The organism is Saccharothrix texasensis (assembly GCF_003752005.1).
GTDB classification, from domain to species: Bacteria; Actinomycetota; Actinomycetes; order Mycobacteriales; family Pseudonocardiaceae; genus Actinosynnema; species Actinosynnema texasense.
This window is the reverse complement of the sequence record NZ_RJKM01000001.1, coordinates 842,076-858,564: the sequence shown is the minus strand read 5'-3', so window position 1 is coordinate 858,564 and position 16,489 is coordinate 842,076. Positions and strand designations below refer to the sequence as shown.

At 71.9% G+C, this 16,489-nt stretch carries 15 protein-coding genes and 3 pseudogenes; 12 read left to right on the top strand and 6 right to left on the bottom strand.

Translation table 11 applies throughout. The features are described from left to right. Positions 1 to 276 precede the first annotated feature (276 nt). Positions 277 to 873, top strand: a complete 597-nt coding sequence (locus EDD40_RS03495) for an SMI1/KNR4 family protein (RefSeq protein WP_123741616.1) — start codon at positions 277 to 279, stop codon at positions 871 to 873. A gap of 150 nt (positions 874 to 1,023) precedes the next feature. On the opposite strand, the gene EDD40_RS03490 is transcribed toward EDD40_RS03495, so the two are convergent. Beyond that, the gene (locus EDD40_RS03490) at positions 1,024 to 1,260 is read right to left on the bottom strand and encodes a transposase (protein ID WP_170184930.1); all 237 of its coding nucleotides are present in this window, start codon (positions 1,258 to 1,260) and stop codon (positions 1,024 to 1,026) included. A 508-nt stretch (positions 1,261 to 1,768) separates the two neighbouring features. Between EDD40_RS03490 and EDD40_RS03480 the strand changes: the two genes are divergently transcribed. Further along, entirely contained in the window at positions 1,769 to 3,775 is a 2,007-nt protein-coding gene (locus tag EDD40_RS03480; protein WP_123747722.1) for a neutral/alkaline ceramidase, read from the top strand. Here the strand turns inward: EDD40_RS03480 and EDD40_RS03475 are convergent. Then, positions 3,772 to 4,221 carry a DUF6098 family protein gene (locus EDD40_RS03475; RefSeq protein ID WP_123741615.1) on the bottom strand — a complete coding sequence of 150 codons (450 nt, stop codon included), beginning with the start codon at positions 4,219 to 4,221 and terminating at the stop codon, positions 3,772 to 3,774. The genes EDD40_RS03480 and EDD40_RS03475 overlap by 4 nt on opposite strands. Before the next feature lie 60 nt (positions 4,222 to 4,281). Between EDD40_RS03475 and EDD40_RS03470 the strand changes: the two genes are divergently transcribed. From EDD40_RS03470 to EDD40_RS03460, 3 genes are read left to right on the top strand one after another with little or no spacing between them, the layout of a single operon-like run. Then, on the top strand, positions 4,282 to 5,790 hold the full coding sequence (locus EDD40_RS03470; protein ID WP_123741614.1) for an FAD-dependent oxidoreductase: 1,509 nt from the start codon (positions 4,282 to 4,284) through the stop codon (positions 5,788 to 5,790). Further along, positions 5,790 to 6,863, top strand: a complete 1,074-nt coding sequence (locus EDD40_RS03465; RefSeq protein ID WP_170184929.1) for a carboxylate-amine ligase — start codon at positions 5,790 to 5,792, stop codon at positions 6,861 to 6,863. Before EDD40_RS03470 ends, EDD40_RS03465 begins: the two co-directional genes overlap by 1 nt. Continuing rightward, a complete protein-coding gene (locus EDD40_RS03460; RefSeq protein WP_123741613.1) occupies positions 6,860 to 7,858 on the top strand; it encodes an iron-containing redox enzyme family protein in 999 nt (332 codons plus the stop codon). The genes EDD40_RS03465 and EDD40_RS03460 overlap by 4 nt, the downstream gene beginning before the upstream one ends. Before the next feature lie 16 nt (positions 7,859 to 7,874). Here the strand turns inward: EDD40_RS03460 and EDD40_RS03455 are convergent, their stop codons facing one another. Beyond that, positions 7,875 to 8,066 carry a CDGSH iron-sulfur domain-containing protein gene (locus tag EDD40_RS03455; RefSeq protein ID WP_123741612.1) on the bottom strand — a complete coding sequence of 64 codons (192 nt, stop codon included), beginning with the start codon at positions 8,064 to 8,066 and terminating at the stop codon, positions 7,875 to 7,877. Next, on the bottom strand, positions 8,050 to 8,697 hold the full coding sequence (locus tag EDD40_RS03450) for a HemK2/MTQ2 family protein methyltransferase (RefSeq protein WP_123741611.1): 648 nt from the start codon (positions 8,695 to 8,697) through the stop codon (positions 8,050 to 8,052). The genes EDD40_RS03455 and EDD40_RS03450 overlap by 17 nt, the downstream gene beginning before the upstream one ends. A gap of 95 nt (positions 8,698 to 8,792) precedes the next feature. Here EDD40_RS03450 and EDD40_RS03445 point away from each other — a divergent pair, with 95 nt between their 5' ends. From EDD40_RS03445 to EDD40_RS03420, 7 genes and pseudogenes are all read left to right on the top strand, one after another. After that, on the top strand, positions 8,793 to 9,554 hold the full coding sequence (locus EDD40_RS03445; protein ID WP_123741610.1) for an alpha/beta fold hydrolase domain-containing protein: 762 nt from the start codon (positions 8,793 to 8,795) through the stop codon (positions 9,552 to 9,554). Between the two features lie 122 nt (positions 9,555 to 9,676). Further along, a complete protein-coding gene (locus tag EDD40_RS03440) occupies positions 9,677 to 10,126 on the top strand; it encodes a hemerythrin domain-containing protein (RefSeq protein WP_246037383.1) in 450 nt (149 codons plus the stop codon). A gap of 109 nt (positions 10,127 to 10,235) precedes the next feature. Beyond that, positions 10,236 to 10,676: pseudogene (locus tag EDD40_RS44250) on the top strand (DUF6359 domain-containing protein); the annotation flags it as partial. Between the two features lie 93 nt (positions 10,677 to 10,769). Then, a pseudogene (locus EDD40_RS03435) lies at positions 10,770 to 11,453 on the top strand (endonuclease I family protein); the annotation flags it as partial. Positions 11,454 to 11,613: 160 nt separating this feature from the next. Then, complete coding sequence (locus EDD40_RS03430) at positions 11,614 to 12,489, top strand: LLM class flavin-dependent oxidoreductase (RefSeq protein WP_123741609.1); 876 nt, start codon at positions 11,614 to 11,616, stop codon at positions 12,487 to 12,489. 698 nt (positions 12,490 to 13,187) lie between these two features. Next, positions 13,188 to 14,435, top strand: a complete 1,248-nt coding sequence (locus EDD40_RS03425; protein WP_123741608.1) for a nucleotide sugar dehydrogenase — start codon at positions 13,188 to 13,190, stop codon at positions 14,433 to 14,435. A gap of 90 nt (positions 14,436 to 14,525) precedes the next feature. After that, the gene (locus EDD40_RS03420) at positions 14,526 to 15,068 is read left to right on the top strand and encodes an EF-hand domain-containing protein (protein ID WP_328809470.1); all 543 of its coding nucleotides are present in this window, start codon (positions 14,526 to 14,528) and stop codon (positions 15,066 to 15,068) included. 55 nt (positions 15,069 to 15,123) lie between these two features. Here EDD40_RS03420 and EDD40_RS03415 read toward each other — a convergent pair whose 3' ends face one another. Together EDD40_RS03415 and EDD40_RS03410 are read right to left on the bottom strand one after the other, a co-directional pair. Further along, entirely contained in the window at positions 15,124 to 15,540 is a 417-nt protein-coding gene (locus tag EDD40_RS03415; RefSeq protein ID WP_246038289.1) for a DUF6917 domain-containing protein, read from the bottom strand. Continuing rightward, positions 15,465 to 16,436: pseudogene (locus tag EDD40_RS03410) on the bottom strand (Gfo/Idh/MocA family protein); the annotation flags it as partial. The pseudogene EDD40_RS03410 and the gene EDD40_RS03415, both read right to left, overlap by 76 nt. Between the last annotated feature and the right edge of the window lie 53 nt (positions 16,437 to 16,489).

Below are 16,489 nucleotides of genomic sequence, written 5' to 3'. Positions count from 1 at the left end.
CGTGCAACGCCTCCCAGCGGGCGTCGTGCGCGGCCTGCCAGAGACCGGTCGCTCACGCGACCTCCAGTTCCGTCGAGGTGAACCGGCTGCCGCATCTCGGAACGTCGACCCGGTAATCGGCTCGGTGTGCTGACGGTCCAGGCTGGTCCTTCCATGTCGAGCGGTACGAGTGCGGTGCTGATGATCGCTCCGATGCGCGTCGTACATCTTCTGCACGTCGACGAGCTCGCAGCTCTTGGGCCCTGATTGCGCGCCATGGGGCTGTAACCTGCACAAATGATCAATCCGTTCGGGGTGAAGCTCGGTGCCAAGGCCGCACGCCTGCTGGCCCGGCTCGGACGCACCGAGATCCACCCGGGGTTGACGGAGCAGGAGTTGGCCGGTATCGAAGCGCGGTTCGGGTTCGCGTTCGCCGACGACCACCGCGCTTTTCTCGCGGTGGGGCTGCCCACGGGAGGGGCATGGCCCGACTGGCGCCACGGCAACGCCGCACAGCTTCGTTCCTGGCTCGACAGACCGGTCGAAGACGTGATGTTCGCGGTGGCGGAGGCGGACTTCTGGCATCCGAGCTGGGGCACGCGCCCTGCCCGGCGGACCGACGCCGTAGCCGGCGCGAGGGCGCACTTGGCGTCAGTGCCGCAGCTGGTTCCGGTCTACTCCCATCGCTACCTGCCCGCGGGCCGGGCGACATTCGCTCACCCGGTGTTGTCGATCCGCGGCGCCGACATCATCCCCTACGGGTACGACCTCATCGACTACGTGCACCAGGAGTTCGGCGGCCCGCAGGGCAGAGCCGACGAGGAGCGGCACGTCGTTGCCGCCACAGCAGCGTTCTGGTCGGATTTCCTGTCCTGGTCGAACCGGGAAGGGTAGGGGGACCACGCACCGGTCGGCACGGATGAGCCATGAGCACCGCGCCGACCGGGTCCGCCCCACGGTAGGGCTGTGCGGGGTGGGAAGCCCTCGCAGAAACCTCCGTCACCGCGCCTCAGCCTGAAGCTGAAAGACCCAGCTGGTGCTGCGTCACGCGACCTTGGCGTTTCGCTCGGTGTGGTTGCGGTGGTCGGTGCCGTTGAGGGTGAAGTAGCGCAGGGCGGTGAACTCGGCCTCGATCCGGTTCAGCCAGCTGGAGTAGGTCGGCAGGAACACCAACTCGACGGCGTTGTCCGCAGCCCGGCCCAGGACGTCGGGTTGGCGGTGCGGCGAGAAGTTGTCGGCCACGATGGAGAACTTCTGCTCGGACCACCTGCCGGCCCACACCTCCCCGTCCCGCCGGCGGAGGTTCTGCCCTCGTAGTCGGCGTGGCTCGGCACGCACGGCAGGTCGGCGGCCAGGAGCCGGGCGCGCACGCGGGCGGCCGTGGCCACGACGTGCGGGCACGGTGCTCTGATCCCGGTCGTCCAGCAGCGGCACCGCCGGCCACAACCCGTGATCCGCGTGGTCCCGCCGCGTCCAGCGCGGGTTCGGCAGCGGCGACGCACGACGCGGCCCGGCCGTCGTCCTCCCGGGCCTTCGCCACGACCTCGCGCCCACCGGCCAACCGCAGCCCCAACGCCGTCGAGATCCGCCGCACCTCGAACAGCACCTTGACCGGCTCGTCGCCCGACCGGTCCGCGCACCACCCGGGCAGCCGGCCCGGTACCCCGTCCGACGTCACGAGGACGGCTGTGCCGGGCGGGGGCTTGCCCGGGTGGGCCCGATCACCTACCGTCGAGTAAAGGTGAAGACGTTTCGCGTATGGCGAACCGAATCGGGTCGGGGAGTGCGGATGCGGGTCTCACGACGGTCGTTGGCGGCAACGGCGCTGGTCGGCGCACTGGTGGTGGTCGGGCTGCCGGTCGCGGACGCCGCGCCGACGCCCTACCTGGTCGGGAGGGGCATCTCCGACGTCACCGGTCCCGCCGCCGAGAACGGGATGATGGGCTACTCGGCGTTCGAGCAGAAGACCACCGGCATCCACCAGCGCCAGCGCTCCCGCGCGTACGTCGTGGTCGACCAGGCCACCGGCAAGCGCGTCGCGTACGTCAACGCGGACCTGGCGATGATGTTCCGGGCGGTGCAGGAAGCGGTGCTGGCCAAGCTCCAGGCCCGGTACGGCTCGCTCTACACCCGCGAGAACGTGCTGCTGTCCGCGACCCACACGCACGCGGGACCCGGCGGCTACTCGCACAACCTCGCCTACAACCTCTCGATCCTGGGCATGCAGCCGCAGACGCTGGCCGCGATCACCGACGGCATCACCGAGTCGGTCGTGCGGGCGCACGAGGACCTCAAGCCCGGCGAGCTGACCCTGGGGCGCGGCGAGCTGACCGACGCGAGCGTGAACCGCTCCCGGGTCGCGTTCGAGCGCAACCCCGACAAGGGCCACTTCCCGCGGGCGATCGACCCGGCCATGACCGTGCTGAAGTTCCGGCAGAACGGCGCGGACGTCGGCGCGATCAGCTGGTTCGCCACCCACAACACGTCGATGACCAACAAGAACACGCTGATCAGCCCGGACAACAAGGGTTACGCGTCCTACCAGTGGGAGCACGACGACCGGGGCGTGCGGTACCTGGAGGACCGGCCCGGTTTCGTCGCCGCGTTCCCCAACACCAACGCGGGCGACATGTCGCCGAACCTCAACCTGCGCCCCGGTTCCGGCCCGACCGAGGACGAGGTGGAGAACACCCGGATCATCGGCGAGCGCCAGAACCGCAAGGCGCAGCAGGTGTTCGCGGGCCCGCAGACACCGGTCACGGGCGCGGTGGACTACCGGATGCGGTTCGTGGACATGGCCGCGGTCACCGTGGACGGCCGGTACACCACCGACGGTAAGCCGGGCACGACGTGCCCCGGCGTGGTCGGCGCGTCCACCATGGCCGGCAGCGTCGAGGACGGACCGGCGATCCCCGGCTTCACCGAGGGCATGACCAGTCCGTGGAAGGCGTTGTTCGAGCCCCTGGACGTCGAGGTGCCGCAGTGGCTGCGGGACTGCCAGTACCCGAAGGCGTCGCTGGTGCCGACCGGTCTGGTGCAGGCCACGCCGAACGTGCTGCCGCTGCAGATCGTGAAGATCGGCCCGCTGCACCTGGTCGCCGTGCCGGGCGAGGTGACGATCGTGGCGGGCCTGCGGATCCGGCGCGCGGTGGCCGCCGAGGCGGGCGTGCCCCTGGAGAACGTGCTGGTGCAGGGCTACGCCAACGACTACAGCCAGTACGTGACCACGCCGGAGGAGTACGACCTGCAGCAGTACGAGGGCGGCTCGACGTTGTTCGGCCGCAACACCCTGCCCGCCTACCAGCAGGAGTTCGCGAAGCTCGCCGCGTCACTGCGCGCCGGCACGCCCCTCGCGCCGGGCGCGACGCCCGCCAAGCCGCCGTTCACCGAGATCAACCTCCAGACCGGGGTGGTGTTCGACGACAAGGCGCCGTGGCACTCCTTCGGCCAGGTGCTCACCCAACCCGCCGCCACCTACGCCCGCGGCCAGACCGCCACCGCCGTGTTCGTCACCGGGCACCCGAAGAACGACCTCCGCCGCAACGGCACGTTCCTCGAAGTCCAACGCCTGGTCGACGGCGCCTGGACCCGGCACGCCGACGACGGCGACTGGTCCACCCGCTACCGCTGGCAGCGCGACGGCGTGGCCAACTCGAACGCCACGGTCACCTGGACGATCCCGGCCGACACCCCGCCGGGCACGTACCGGATCGTGCACCACGGCGACTGGAAGAGCGGCTGGACCGGCGCGATCACCCCGTTCACCGGGACGACCAGGACGTTCACCGTCGGCTAGGCCGGCGACGGACCCTCCCGGTCCAAGGGACCCCAGTTCGTGGCGGCGTGGTCCTCGACCAGGTGCTCGCACTCCGCGAGCACGTCGTCCGCGATCCACCCGATCGGGTGGCGACATGTCACCAACGGCTCGTTGTCCGGGCCGCGACCGACCTCGGAGCCCTCCAGGATCCACGGTCGCGTGCCCGGCCCCCGGCGCTCCCGCAGGTGGCGGTAGTCGTGCAGGCGGCGGGCCACCCAGAGCCGCAGTGGCCGGTCGCCCCACCACGGCTCCACCGCGAGGGAGTTGGCGGACAGGCCGGGCAGCGGCACGCCGCTCAACCCGTCGCGGCTGCGCCGGTCGTTGTCCGCCTCCGGGCCCCGCGACCAGCGCACGTACAGCTCGCGCGCGGGCGTGCGGTCCTCGACCAAGGCGACCAGGTCGGTGAGATCGGCGAAGGTGCGCATGCGCCCGGGTTACCTCGTGGACGGAGGTTCGAACACCGAACCCCCGGGTACCAGCTACACATGACGGAAGCGACCACGACCGCCCGCCACTCGCTGTGGTCCGAGGCGATCCCGCACGGCCGGTTCCCCGCGCTCACCGGCGAGACGGCGGTGGACGTGGCGGTGGTCGGCGGTGGCATCACCGGTGTCACCACGGCGTTGCTGCTCAAGCGCGCGGGCCTGCGGGTCGTGCTGGTGGAGGCCGACCGGGTCGGCAGCGGTGTCAGCGGCAACAACACCGCCAAGGTCACCGCCCTCCAGTCCACCGTGTACTCGACGATCGAACGCCGGCACGGGGTCGAGGCGGCGGCCGACTACGCCTCCGGCAACGTCGCCGCCGTCGAGCGGGTCGCCGCGCTGGTGTCCGAAGTGGGCATCGCCTGCGACCTGCGCCGGATGCCCGCCTACACGTTCGCGTTCGACCAGGGCGAGCTCGACGCGGTCGAGCGGGAGGCCGAAGCCGCCGCGCGGGCGGGGCTGCCCGTGGCGCGCGACCGCGGCGAGCTGATGGGCGTGCCGTTCCCGATCGCGGGCGCGGTGCGGCTGGACGACCAGCTGGCGATCGACCCGGTCAAGTACGTGCGAGGGCTGGCGGAGGCCGTGGACGGCGACGGGTCGCGGGTCTACGAGGCGAGCCGCGTGCTGCGCCTCGAGGACGGCACGCCGAGCCGGGTCCACACCGACCAGGGCACGGTCGTCGCCGAACGCGTGGTGATCGCCACGCACTACCCGATCCTGGACCGCGGCCTGTACTTCGCCCGGCTGGAGCCGATGAGGTCCTACTGCGTCGCGATCCGGTTGGCCTCGGGCGCACCGCCGACGGGCCTGGGCATCAGCGCGGGCAGCCCGTCCTGGTCGCTGGCGAGCTCCGGCGACCTGCTGATCGTCGCGGGACGCGGCCACGCGCCCGGCACGTCGCCGGGCGAGCCGTACGACGAGCTGACCAAGTTCGCCGCCGAGCGCTGGGACATCGCCGAGGTCACCCACCGCTGGTCCGCGCAGGACCCCACGTCCTACGACAACCTGCCGATGATCGGCCCCTACCTGCCCGGCTCGTCGACCCTGTACGGCGCGACCGGGTTCATGAAGTGGGGCCTGAGCAACGGCACCATGGCCGCGGAACTGCTGACCGACCTGATCGTCGGCCGGGAGAACCCGCTGGCGGCGCGGTTCAGCCCGCACCGGCTCACCCTGGGCGCCACGCCGAAGCTGGCGAAGATGAACGCGAAGGTGGCCGTCGACCTGGTCGGCGACCGGCTGAAGTCCGCCGAGGTCCAGTCGGTGGCGGACGTGCCGGTCGGCGAGGCGCGCGTGGTGCGCGACGGCACGGGCAAGGCCGGGGTCTACCGCGACGAGGCGGGCGGCGTGCACGGGGTGTCCCTGCGCTGCACGCACCTGGGCTGCCTGGTGCGGTTCAACTCCGCCGAGCGCAGCTGGGACTGCCCGTGCCACGGATCGCGGTTCGACGTGGACGGCGCCGTGCTGGAAGGCCCCGCGACCAAGCCGCTCCTGCGGCGCGACCCCGCCTGATGACGATCGGTGTCGAGGAGGAGTTCCTCCTCGTGGACCCGACGACGCGTCGTCCCGTGGCCCGCGCGGTCGACGTGCTGGCCCGCGTGCGCGACCTGCCGCCCGGCGCGCGGGTCCACCGCGAGCTCAACGCCGCGCAGGTGGAGTTCTCCACCGGGGTGTGCGCGGACCTGGCCGAGCTGCGCGACCAGTTGACGGCCGGTCGGCGCGAGCTGGCCCACGCCGCCCACGCCGAGGGGTTATGGCTGGTCGCGTCGGGTTCACCGCCGCTGGCCGACCCGCGACCGGCGTTGAGCGCGGGGGAGAGGTTCGAGCGGATCGAGTCGATCTACCGCGGCCAGGTGGACGCCTACCAGTGCTGCGGCTGTCACGTGCACGTCGGCGTGCCCGACCGGGAGACGGCCGTGCACGTGGTCGACCACCTGCGGCGGTGGCTGCCGACGCTGCTGGCGCTCGGCGGCAACTCGCCGTTCGACCGGGACCGCGACACCGGTTACGCGAGCTGGCGGATGATGGACCAGGCGCGGTTCCCCGGCTCGGGCGTGCCGCCGTTGTTCCGCACGGCCGCCGAGTACGACGCCCGGCTCGGCCGGCTGGTGGACTGCGGCGTCCTGGTGGACGCCGGTCAGACGTTCTGGCTGGCCAGGCCGTCTCCCCGGTACCCGACGGTCGAGGTGCGGGCCGCCGACGCCGCCGCCACGGTGGACGACGCCCTGCTGCAGGCGGGCCTGACCAGGGCGCTGGTCGACACGGCGCGCGCCGCCGGACCCGCGCCCGACCTGGACGACCAGGTGCTGGCGGCGGCCGTGTGGTCGGCGGCCCGGCACGGGCTGTCCGGTCCGGGCGTCGACCCCGTCACCGCGCGCCAGGTCCCCGCCGTCGAGCTGGTGGAGGCGTTGCTGGAGCACGTGTCCGGGGCGCTGGGCGACGACCGAGACCTGGTGCACGCGCTGGTGCGCGACGTGCTCGACCGGGGGACGGGAGCGCAGCGGCAGCTGAGGGCGGGATCACCCGAGGACGCCGTGGAGCTGCTCGCGTGCACTCCCGCCGAAGCGGGTAGTCCACGGTCATGACCACTGTGGACCCCGTTGTCGACCGAGCGGTGCTGCCCGCGCCGCGCGGCCCCCTGTCCGCCGCCGTCCTGGACGCCCTGCGCGGCGAACCGCCGGCGGCCGGGCTGCCGTCGCACGTGCCGGCCGACCCGTACGGCGAAGACCTGCACCTGGCCCTGCACGTCTGCTACGAGCTGCACTACCAGGGCTTCGCGGGCGTGTCGGACGCCTGGGAGTGGGATCCGGGGTTGCTGGCCCTGCGCGCCCGGCTGGAACAGGTGTTCCTGGACGGGCTGCGCGCCGACGTGCCCGGTGCCGCGGACATCGAGGGCGTGCTGGACGAGCTGCTGGTCGAGCCGGTGGACGGCGTCGGCGTGAGCCACTTCCTCAAGGACGAGGGGGAGTGGTGGCACATGCGCGAGTACATGGTGCTGCGCTCGATCTACCACCTGAAGGAGGCGGACCCGCACGCGTGGGTGATCCCCCGCCTGCGCGGCACGGCGAAGGCGGCGCTGGTGGCCGTCGAGTTCGACGAGTTCGGCGGCGGCCGGGGCGACCGGATGCACTCACGGCTGTTCGCCGACCTGCTCGAAGGCGCCGGTCTGGACAGCGGCTACCTCCGGTACCTGGAGCACGCGCCCGCGGTCATGCTGGCCACGGTCAACCTGATGTCGATGTGCGGTCTGCACCGGTCGTTGCGCGGCTCACTGGTGGGGCACTTCGCCGCCGCCGAGATCACCACCGCGCCGAGCGCGACCCGCATGGCGAAGGCGTTGGAACGGCTGGACGCGCACCCCGCGTGCGTCGAGTTCTTCACCGAGCACATCGAGGCGGACGCGGTGCACGAGCAGGTGATGCGCCGGGACGTGATCGGCGACCTGCTGGCCCGCGAGCCCGAGCTGACCGAATCCGTGGTGTTCGGCGTGCAGGCCACGGAACTGCTCGAACAGCGCCTCGGCGACCACCTCCTGGGCGCGTGGGAAGAGGGGCAGACGGCGTTGCGCCTGCCCCTCTGACGTCCCGGCGGACCGGTCAGCGTCGTTTGCGGTGGCTCGTGTCGCACAGCGGGTAACGCTTGCTGCGGCGGCACGCGCACACCGCGACGACGAACCGGTCCGAGCACACCACCGTCCCGTCGTCCAGCCGCACCTCGACGGGGCCCTCCACCAGGACCGGGCCGCCGGGCACGACGGTCACCACCCTGGCCTCACGCGGCGTCGGCACGGATCACCACCAGTTCCTCGTGCTCCTGGCCGTGGTCGATGAGCCCGCGCCGGGCCAGCCACTCCGCCCGCCCGCGCATCACCGGCCCGAACGGCACCGTGCGGCGGGCCACCACGGACGCCTTCAACCCGCCGCCGCGCAACTGCCTCAGGGTGACCTCCGGGTCGCACAGCGCGGAGTGCACCACCAACCCCATGCCCTTGTCCGCCAACAACAACGGCATCACCGCGCATAGCCGGTCGAGCACGGAACGGCCGTCCAGCCCGGCGTCCCAGGCCCGCGCGGCGCCCCGGTCCGGCACGTCGACGCTGGGCACGTACGGCGGGTTGGCCGTGACGACGTCGAACTCGTCGCGCCCGACCAGGTCACCGAAGTCGCCGCGCCGCACGCGCACCCGCATCCCGCGCGACCGGGCGTTGACCCAGGTGGCGAGGAGCGCCCGTCTGCTCAGGTCCACCGCTGTGACCTCGGCCGCGCCGGCCAGGCCCGAGGCGACCGCGAGCGCGCCGGTGCCGGTGCAGACGTCCAGCACGCGGCCGCCTCGCGGGATGCCGGCCTCCCGCAACGCCTCGGCCATCAACCACGTGTCTTCTTGGGGCCGGTACACGCCCGGCGGCCTCATCAACCACATAGGACTGGTGGTTCCCGCCGGTTCGGCCGACAAACCGGAGGAGTGGGACCGCGCCGAGCGGGGAACCCCCTTATCCCGTGACGCAGGGAGGTCGGATGGGCGTGGTGGAGTCGACCCGCGCGGTGGCCGGTGAACAGGTGCTGGTGGCGTTGCTCGGCATCCCGCGGCTGCTGGCCCACCCGGCGTGGCAGGCCGTCGACCGCGACGAGGGCCGCGGTGTCGGCGTGCTGCTGGTGCCGGGTTTCGGCTTCGGCGACTGGAGCCTGCGGATGGCCGGGAGGTGGCTGCGCAACCGGGGTTACGCGCCGGCCGGCGCGCGGATCGGCATGAACGTGGGCTGCACGTCCGAGCTGGTCGACCGCCTCGAACGCAGGCTGGAGAAGCACGCGGAGGCGACCGGCGGCCCGGTGGTGCTGTTCGGGCAGAGCCGGGGCGGTGGTCTGGCCCGGCTGGTGTCGGTGCGCAGGCCGGAGCTCGTGCGGGGGCTGGTCATGCTCGCCAGCCCGGTGCTGGACCAGCTCGGCGCGCACCCCAGCGTGATGCGGGTCGCGCGGAAGATGGCGCGGCTGTCGCGGGCCGGCGTTCCGGGACTGCTGAACGAGGACTGCTTCGCGGGCGCGTGCTACGACACCAACTCCACCGCGATGGCCCAGCCGTTGGAGGTGCCCGCCATCGCCGTGTTCTCCCGCAACGACCTCATCGCGCCGTGGGAGCTGTGCGCCGACCCGTGCGCGGACTGCATCGAGGTGACCAGCACGCACACCGGCATGGGGCTGGACCCCGAGGTGTTCCGCCTGCTGGCGCCGAGACTGGCCGCGTGGGCGCGGAGCAGTGAACCGGTCGCGGCCTCGGGTTGATCCGCCGCGGGCAGTTCCGCCGCGGGCCCTCGCGGATCGGCGCGCCACCGGCCGTGGGAAGATCGACCGGAGGGTGCGATCCGGTCGGAGGTGAGCAGGTCATCGAGCCGTCGTCGCGCCTGGTGGCGTTCGGGAACCAGCTCGTGCAGGCGCACATCGCGCTGCGCGAGCGGCTGGCGGCGGTGAGGGACGGCCTGACCGACGGCGCCGGGGTCGCCGACCTTCGGTCGCACTGCCTGTCCTTCTGCGCCGCGCTGGAGCGGCACCACACCGCCGAGGACGAGGGCGTGTTCCCCGTGCTGGCCCGGGAGCACCCGGAGCTGCGGCCGGTGCTGGACGAGCTGGGCCGTGATCACCGGATCGTGTCGGACGCCCTGACGGCGCTGGCGGAGCTGGGCGACGTCGACCCCGTGGTGCTGGGGCACGAGCTGGACGGTGTGGCCGCGTTGGTGGAAACGCACTTCACGTACGAGGAGCGCAAGATCGCGGACGTGCTGTCGGCGTTGACCGGGCGGCTCGGGGAGGCCGACGCGGCGCTGATCACCCGCGCCACCACGGGGTACGACGAGTGAGTGACCTCAGTAGCTTCAGTGTGGCTTGAAGACGACACCGTCTCGTTTTGTTACGAATGTTCGGTGATCATTCACTCTGACGTGTGATCTTTCGTGCGATCCTGCCTGCGTGCGGCCACCCTGCGCCGCCGCACCCGGGAGGAGACACCCCATCGTGCGACTACGACCCCTGCTGAATCCCCTTGCCGTTGTCGTTTCCGTCATCGCCGTCGCAGCGGCCCTGCTGATCCCCACCGCCGCCGCCGCCACGCCGATCACCGTCGCCCAAGCCGTCGGGCAGCAGAACGGCGCGTCCGCGACCGTGCGCGGCTACGTCGTCGGGCAGCCGACCGCCACCAGCACCGTGGTGCGGTCGGGCTTCCCGTCCGACTACGCGTTGGCGCTGGCCGACTCGCCGACCCAGACGAGCACGAGCCAGATGCTGTACGTGCAGGTCACGTCCGCGTTCCGGGCCCAGTGGGGCCTGCGGACCAACCCCGGCCTGCTCGGCGCGCGGATCGACGTCACCGGTCCGTTGAGCGCGTACTTCTCGCACGCGGGCCTCACGTCGCCCACCTCGTTCGCCAACGCCGGCACCTCGCCGACCTCCACCACGACCCGGCCCACCACCACGTCCACCACGGCTCCGGGCGGCGGCTACGACGACACCTACTACCGCAACGCGCTCGGCAAGACCGGCACGTCGTTGAAGACGGCGTTGAACGGGATCATCCGGACCAACACCAAGCTGTCCTACGACCAGGTGTGGGAGGCGTTGAAGGTCACCGACCAGGACCCGGGCAACAGCGCCAACGTGATCCTGCTCTACACCGGCCGCTCGCAGAGCAAGTCCACCAACGGCGGTGACCCGGACGACTGGAACCGCGAGCACGTCTGGGCCAAGTCGCACGGCGACTTCGGCACCGCGACCGGTCCGGGCACCGACATCCACCACCTGCGGCCGACGGACGTGTCGGTGAACGCGGAGCGGGGCAACAAGGACTTCGACCTGGGTGGTTCGGCGGTGGGCGAGGCGCCGGGCAACTACACCGACGCCGACTCGTGGGAGCCGCGCAACGCGGTGAAGGGCGACGTCGCGCGGATGTTGTTCTACATGGCGGTGCGGTACGAGGGCGACGACGGCTACCCGAACCTGGAGATGAACAACAACGTCAACAACGGCACCGCGCCGTACCACGGCCGGTTGTCGGTGCTGCTGCAGTGGAACGCGCAGGACCCGCCGGACGCGTTCGAGAAGCGCCGCAACCAGGTGATCTACGACAACTACCAGCACAACCGCAACCCGTTCGTCGACCACCCGGAGTGGGCGGCGTCGATCTGGGGCTAGGCACGCACCCGGACGCCCGGTCCCTACTCCTCGGCCGAGGGGTCCGGGCCGGGCGTCCTGGCTTCGCGCCCGCGGGGAGGCAATCACCCGATGCGGTGTTGACCGTGCACGCCGGCTCTGTTCGAATGAACGCGTCGCTTGTTCGGTCGGAGGGGGAGCAATGCGCGCCGGGATCACGATCCTGCCGGAGTACCGCTGGTCCGAGGCGAAGCCGCGGTGGCTGGCCGCGGAGGCGTACGGGTTCGCCCACGCCTGGACGTTCGACCACCTCGGCTGGGGTCCGCTGGTCGACCACGCGTGGTTCGGCTCGGTGCCGACGTTGAGCGCGGCGGCGTTGGCCACGTCGCGGATCGAGCTGGGGTTCATGGTCGCGTCGCCGAACTTCCGCCACCCGGTGCCGTTCGCGCGGGACGTGCTGGCGTTGGACGACCTGTCGGACGGCCGGATCGCGGTCGGCATCGGCGCGGGCGGGATGGGCGGGTACGACGTGGAGGTGTTCGGCGGCACGACCGGGGTGGCGAGCCCGTCGCGTCGCTACGAGGAGTTCGTCGAGCTGCTGGACGCGTTGCTGACCGGGGAGCGGGTGGACTACTCCGGCGAGTACTACACGGCGGTGGCCGCCCGGAACGCGCCGGGCTGCGTGCAGCGGCCCCGCACCCCGTTCATCCTGGCCGCGAACGGGCCGAGGGGGCTGGCCCTGGCCGCGAAGCACGGCGAGGGGTGGGTGACCCTGGGCACGGCGCGGGATTCGCTCGACTCGTGGTGGGCGTCGTTGGCCGAGCTGTCGGCGCGGTTCGACGAGGCGCTGGCCGCCCGGCCCGCGGGCCGGGCGCCGGTCCGGCGGTTCCTGCAGACCGACGCCGCGCCGGTGTTCTCGCTGTCGAGCGTCGAGTGCTACCGGGACTTCCTGGGGCGAGCGGACGAGTTGGGCTTCACCGATGTCCTGGTGCCGTGGCCGAGGGCGGAGGGTCCGTTCACCGGTGACGAGTCGATCGTGGAGACTGTGGCCGCCGAGGTGCTGCCGACGTTGTCCTGACGGTCTGACGGCTGTCCCGACCGCTTGCGGTCCCGCACCCGTCGGCGGGCACTGTCCGCCGACGGCTCTTCGTGCCGGCCGTGCCGAGTCGGCGTCCCCCTGTGCGGTGGGTCCGGTTACCGGTTGTGATGCCATTGTGGACCGCGCCTCACAAGCGCTTCACTGTGCGTAGTTGATCCCTCGTGGTGTTTGAGGCGGTGCCGGGCCCCTCGGAGGCGACACGTGCGGGCGCTCGTCCGTGCGTGGTGCGCGCCTGCCGTGACCGTCATTGTGCGGGTTCGTCACCGCTTGCGTCTGACATTCCTCTTAACCGACCGGGAAGACCGGTGGGTGTCGCTCGAACTCGTGAATTCGGACGGTGGCCGGATCACCGGCAACCACTCCCGTCGCGCGTTCGGTGACCATCCGGATGAACGTCCACCGAAGATCGCAACCTGCCCGAGTGGTGTTCGGTTCAGCCGCTGCTTCTTGCTCTGGGTGACTGTTAGCTTGCGAGCAGCGGTCACGTCCAGTGAGGAGGGGTTGAGTGGAACGCTGGTTCGGCGCGGTGCCCGGCGCGTTCGCCGGGGCTGTCCCGCCGGCCGCTCCCGAAGGACGTGCACGTGCTCGTCGACCCGGGCACGCACGAGCCTCACCTCGCGGCCTCCAGGGCCTGACCGCCGTGGTCGTCAACCCAAACCGATGTGGAAAGGGCGCACGTGTCCTTCGAGCTGGTCGTGGTCGGAGTCGGCTATGTAGGGCTGCCGCTGGCGGCGGCGGCCACCGCCGCGGGCATGGCGGTGGCGGGGTACGACATCGACCCGGACGTGGTGCGCACGCTGACCGAGGGCCGCTCGCACGTGCTGGACGTGTCGCACACCGAGTTGCGGGCCATGCGCGCCAACGGTTTCACCCCCACCACCGACCCCGGCGTGATCACGGGCGCCGACACCGTGGTGATCTGCGTGCCCACCGGTCTGGGGCCTGACGGGCGACCCGACCTCGGCGCGGTCCGCGCCGCCGCCGAGACCGTCTCGGACCACCTGCGGCCGGGCACCTTGGTGATCCTGGAGTCCACGAGCTTCCCCGGCACCACCGACGAGGTGCTGCGGCCGATCCTGGAGCGGCACGGCCTCGTGGCCGGCGAGGACTTCCCGCTCGGCTACTCGCCGGAGCGCATCGATCCGGGGAACCGCAGCTTCGGCATCCGCAACACGCCCAAGGTGGTCAGCGGTCACACCCCGTTGTGCGCCAAGCACTGCGCCACCTTCTACTGCCGGTTCGTCGACTCCGTCGTGGTGGCTCGCGGCACCCGTGAGGCGGAGATGGCGAAGCTGCTGGAGAACACCTACCGGTACGTGAACATCGCGCTGGTCAACGAGATCGCGGTGTTCTGCGACCAGCTCGGGGTCGACGTGTGGGACGTGCTGCACTGCGCGGCCACCAAGCCGTTCGGCTTCCAGCCGTTCACCCCCGGACCGGGCGTCGGCGGCCACTGCATCCCCGTCGACCCCCGCTACCTGCTGGAGAAGGCCCGTCGCGAGGGAGCGCAGCTGGGCGTGGTGGAAGCGGCCCGGAGGGTCGACTCGGCGATGCCGTCCTACGTGGTCGAGCGGGCGGTGCGGCTGTTGGCCCGCTCGGGGGTGCCCGTCGACGGCGCGCGGGTGCTCCTGCTGGGCGTGTCGTACAAGGCGGACGTGCCGGACACCCGGGAGTCGGCCGCGTTCCGGATCGCCGACGAGCTGAGGGCGCTCGGCGCGGTCGTGGCCTACCACGACCCGGTGGCCGGTGAGGTGCCCGCGCTCGGGCCGCCGGTCGCCGACCTGGACTCCGCGCTGCGCGCGAGCGACGCCACCGTGCTGCTCGTCGCGCACAGCGGTTACGACCTGGGCCGGTTGGCCAGGAACTCGCGGCGGCTGCTCGACGTCACGGGCAGCGTGCCGGGAGGGGAGGTCATGCGCCTTTGAGAGTCCCCTGACGGGGGAGCCGGTCCGCGGACCGGATCAGCACGTGGTTCCGCTGGAACCACCTCACCACATATCTTTAGGAGTGTCCGAATGGTCATGTCCACGGCGGTCAAGAGCGATCGGCTCAAGAAGCGCTTCGAGAAGTGGGACGTCAACGGCAACGGTCGCATCGAGAAGTCCGACTACGAGGCCGAGGCGCGGCGCATCATCGAGGCGTTCGGCGAGGACACCTCGTCGCCGCAGGCGCGCGCCCTGGTCGACGCCTACATCTCCATGTACGAGTTCCTGGCGGCGAAGGCCGGTGTGGGCGCGGACGGGGCGATGACCGAGGACCAGTTCCTCAGCGTGGTCGAGGCGCAGGTGTTCGCGGAGGGCGACGCCGGGTTCAACCGCGTGGTGCGGCCGACGGTCGCGGCGATGGTGGGCCTGTGCGACACCGACGGCGACGGCGAGGTGAACCCGTCGGAGTTCCGCAAGTGGCTGGAAGCCATCGGGGTGGACGCCTCGTCGGCGGTCGAGTCGTTCCGGACGATCGACACCACCGGCAACGGGACGTTGACCGTGGACGAGCTGGTGGCCGCGGTGCGCGCCTACCACTTCGGCACGCTCGACGTGCCGCTCCTCGGTCACTGACCTGATCGGCGCGACGGCGCCCCGGTGCGGGAAGCTCCGGGGCGCCGTCGTGGTTTCAGCGTGCGGGCACCGCCACGACCGCCGGGCTGAACAGGACGTCCATCTCGGGTCGCAGGCCGAGTTCCGGGCCGGTGCGCGGGGTCGGGCTGGTGATGAGGATGTTGTAGTGGTTCGGGTGGTGGCAGGCGTCGAAACCGAGCACGGAGCCGACGAACTCGCCGTCGCACCACACCTCGTCGCCGCGGTCGATCACGCCGGCGTTGACGATCTCCACGAACCCGAGGAACGCGACCCGGTCGATCCGCGCGCCCGCGGCCGTGTCCTCGTGGTCGGTCGTCACCAGCTCGTGCACCTCGCCCCGGCGCACGCAGCGGCTCGCGAACGGCTCCAGGCTCATCCCGCGGTCGTCGCGGCGGTGCACCAGCACCTTGACGACCCGGCCGCCGACCGCCCGCTTCTCGCCGTCCTCCACCATCAAACACCCTCTCGTCGGTACACTTCGTCCACCAGGTCCAACGCGGCCAACCCGCCGTCCCGCCACGCCGACCGCGCCGCCACGGCCGTCGCGAAGTCCCGCAGGACGCCCTCGTACTCGTGCCACAGCGAGCCCTTGAACTCCGCGTAGCCGGCGAGCAGGTCCGCGCCCAGCACGGTCCCGTCGGCCAGCCGCGCGGTCACGTCCTTCGTCTCGCCGGGGTGCGACCAGTCCAGCTCCACCACCGCCGGCGCGGAACCGCGCACGTGCAGCACGGCCTGCCGGTCGATGCCCGCCACCCGCGTGACCCGCGCGGACTCCAGGGTCAGCTCGCCCAGGAACAACCGCGCCAGGTCCAGCGCGTTCGGCCCGTTGTCGGCCACGCAGCCGCCGCCGGACCGGGCCGGGTCGAGGTACCAGCGGTCCTCGCCGACGTGCTCCTCGATCCGCTCCAGGTAGCGCACGGTGAGCTCCGCGATCGGCGCGGCGCCCGCGAGCTTGTCCCGCAGTGCCAGCACGTTCGCGTTGTACCGGCGGTGGAAGGCGGTGAACAGCGCCACGTCCCGCGCCCGCGCCGCCTCGGCCACCGCCAACCCGTCCCGCAGGGTCGTGGCCAACGGCTTCTCCACGCACACCGGAAGGCCGCGCTCGACGGCGTCCGCGGCGACGGCCGCGTGCACGTCGTTGGGCGCGGTCACCGCCACCGCGTCCAACCCGCCCGCGTCGAGCATCTCCCGGTGCGACCGGAAGGCGGGCACGCGCCGCCCCGTCAACGTGCGCTCGTCGAGATCGCACACGGCGGCCAGCTCGAAGCGCGGCGAGGACTCGATCACGGCCAGGTAGAACCGCGAGATGACGCCCAACCCGACCACCCCGAGCCGGATCGCGGGCAACGCGCCCTCCGCCGGCCGACTGGGGTCCGGCCCGCCCGGGCGTGATCCGGTCG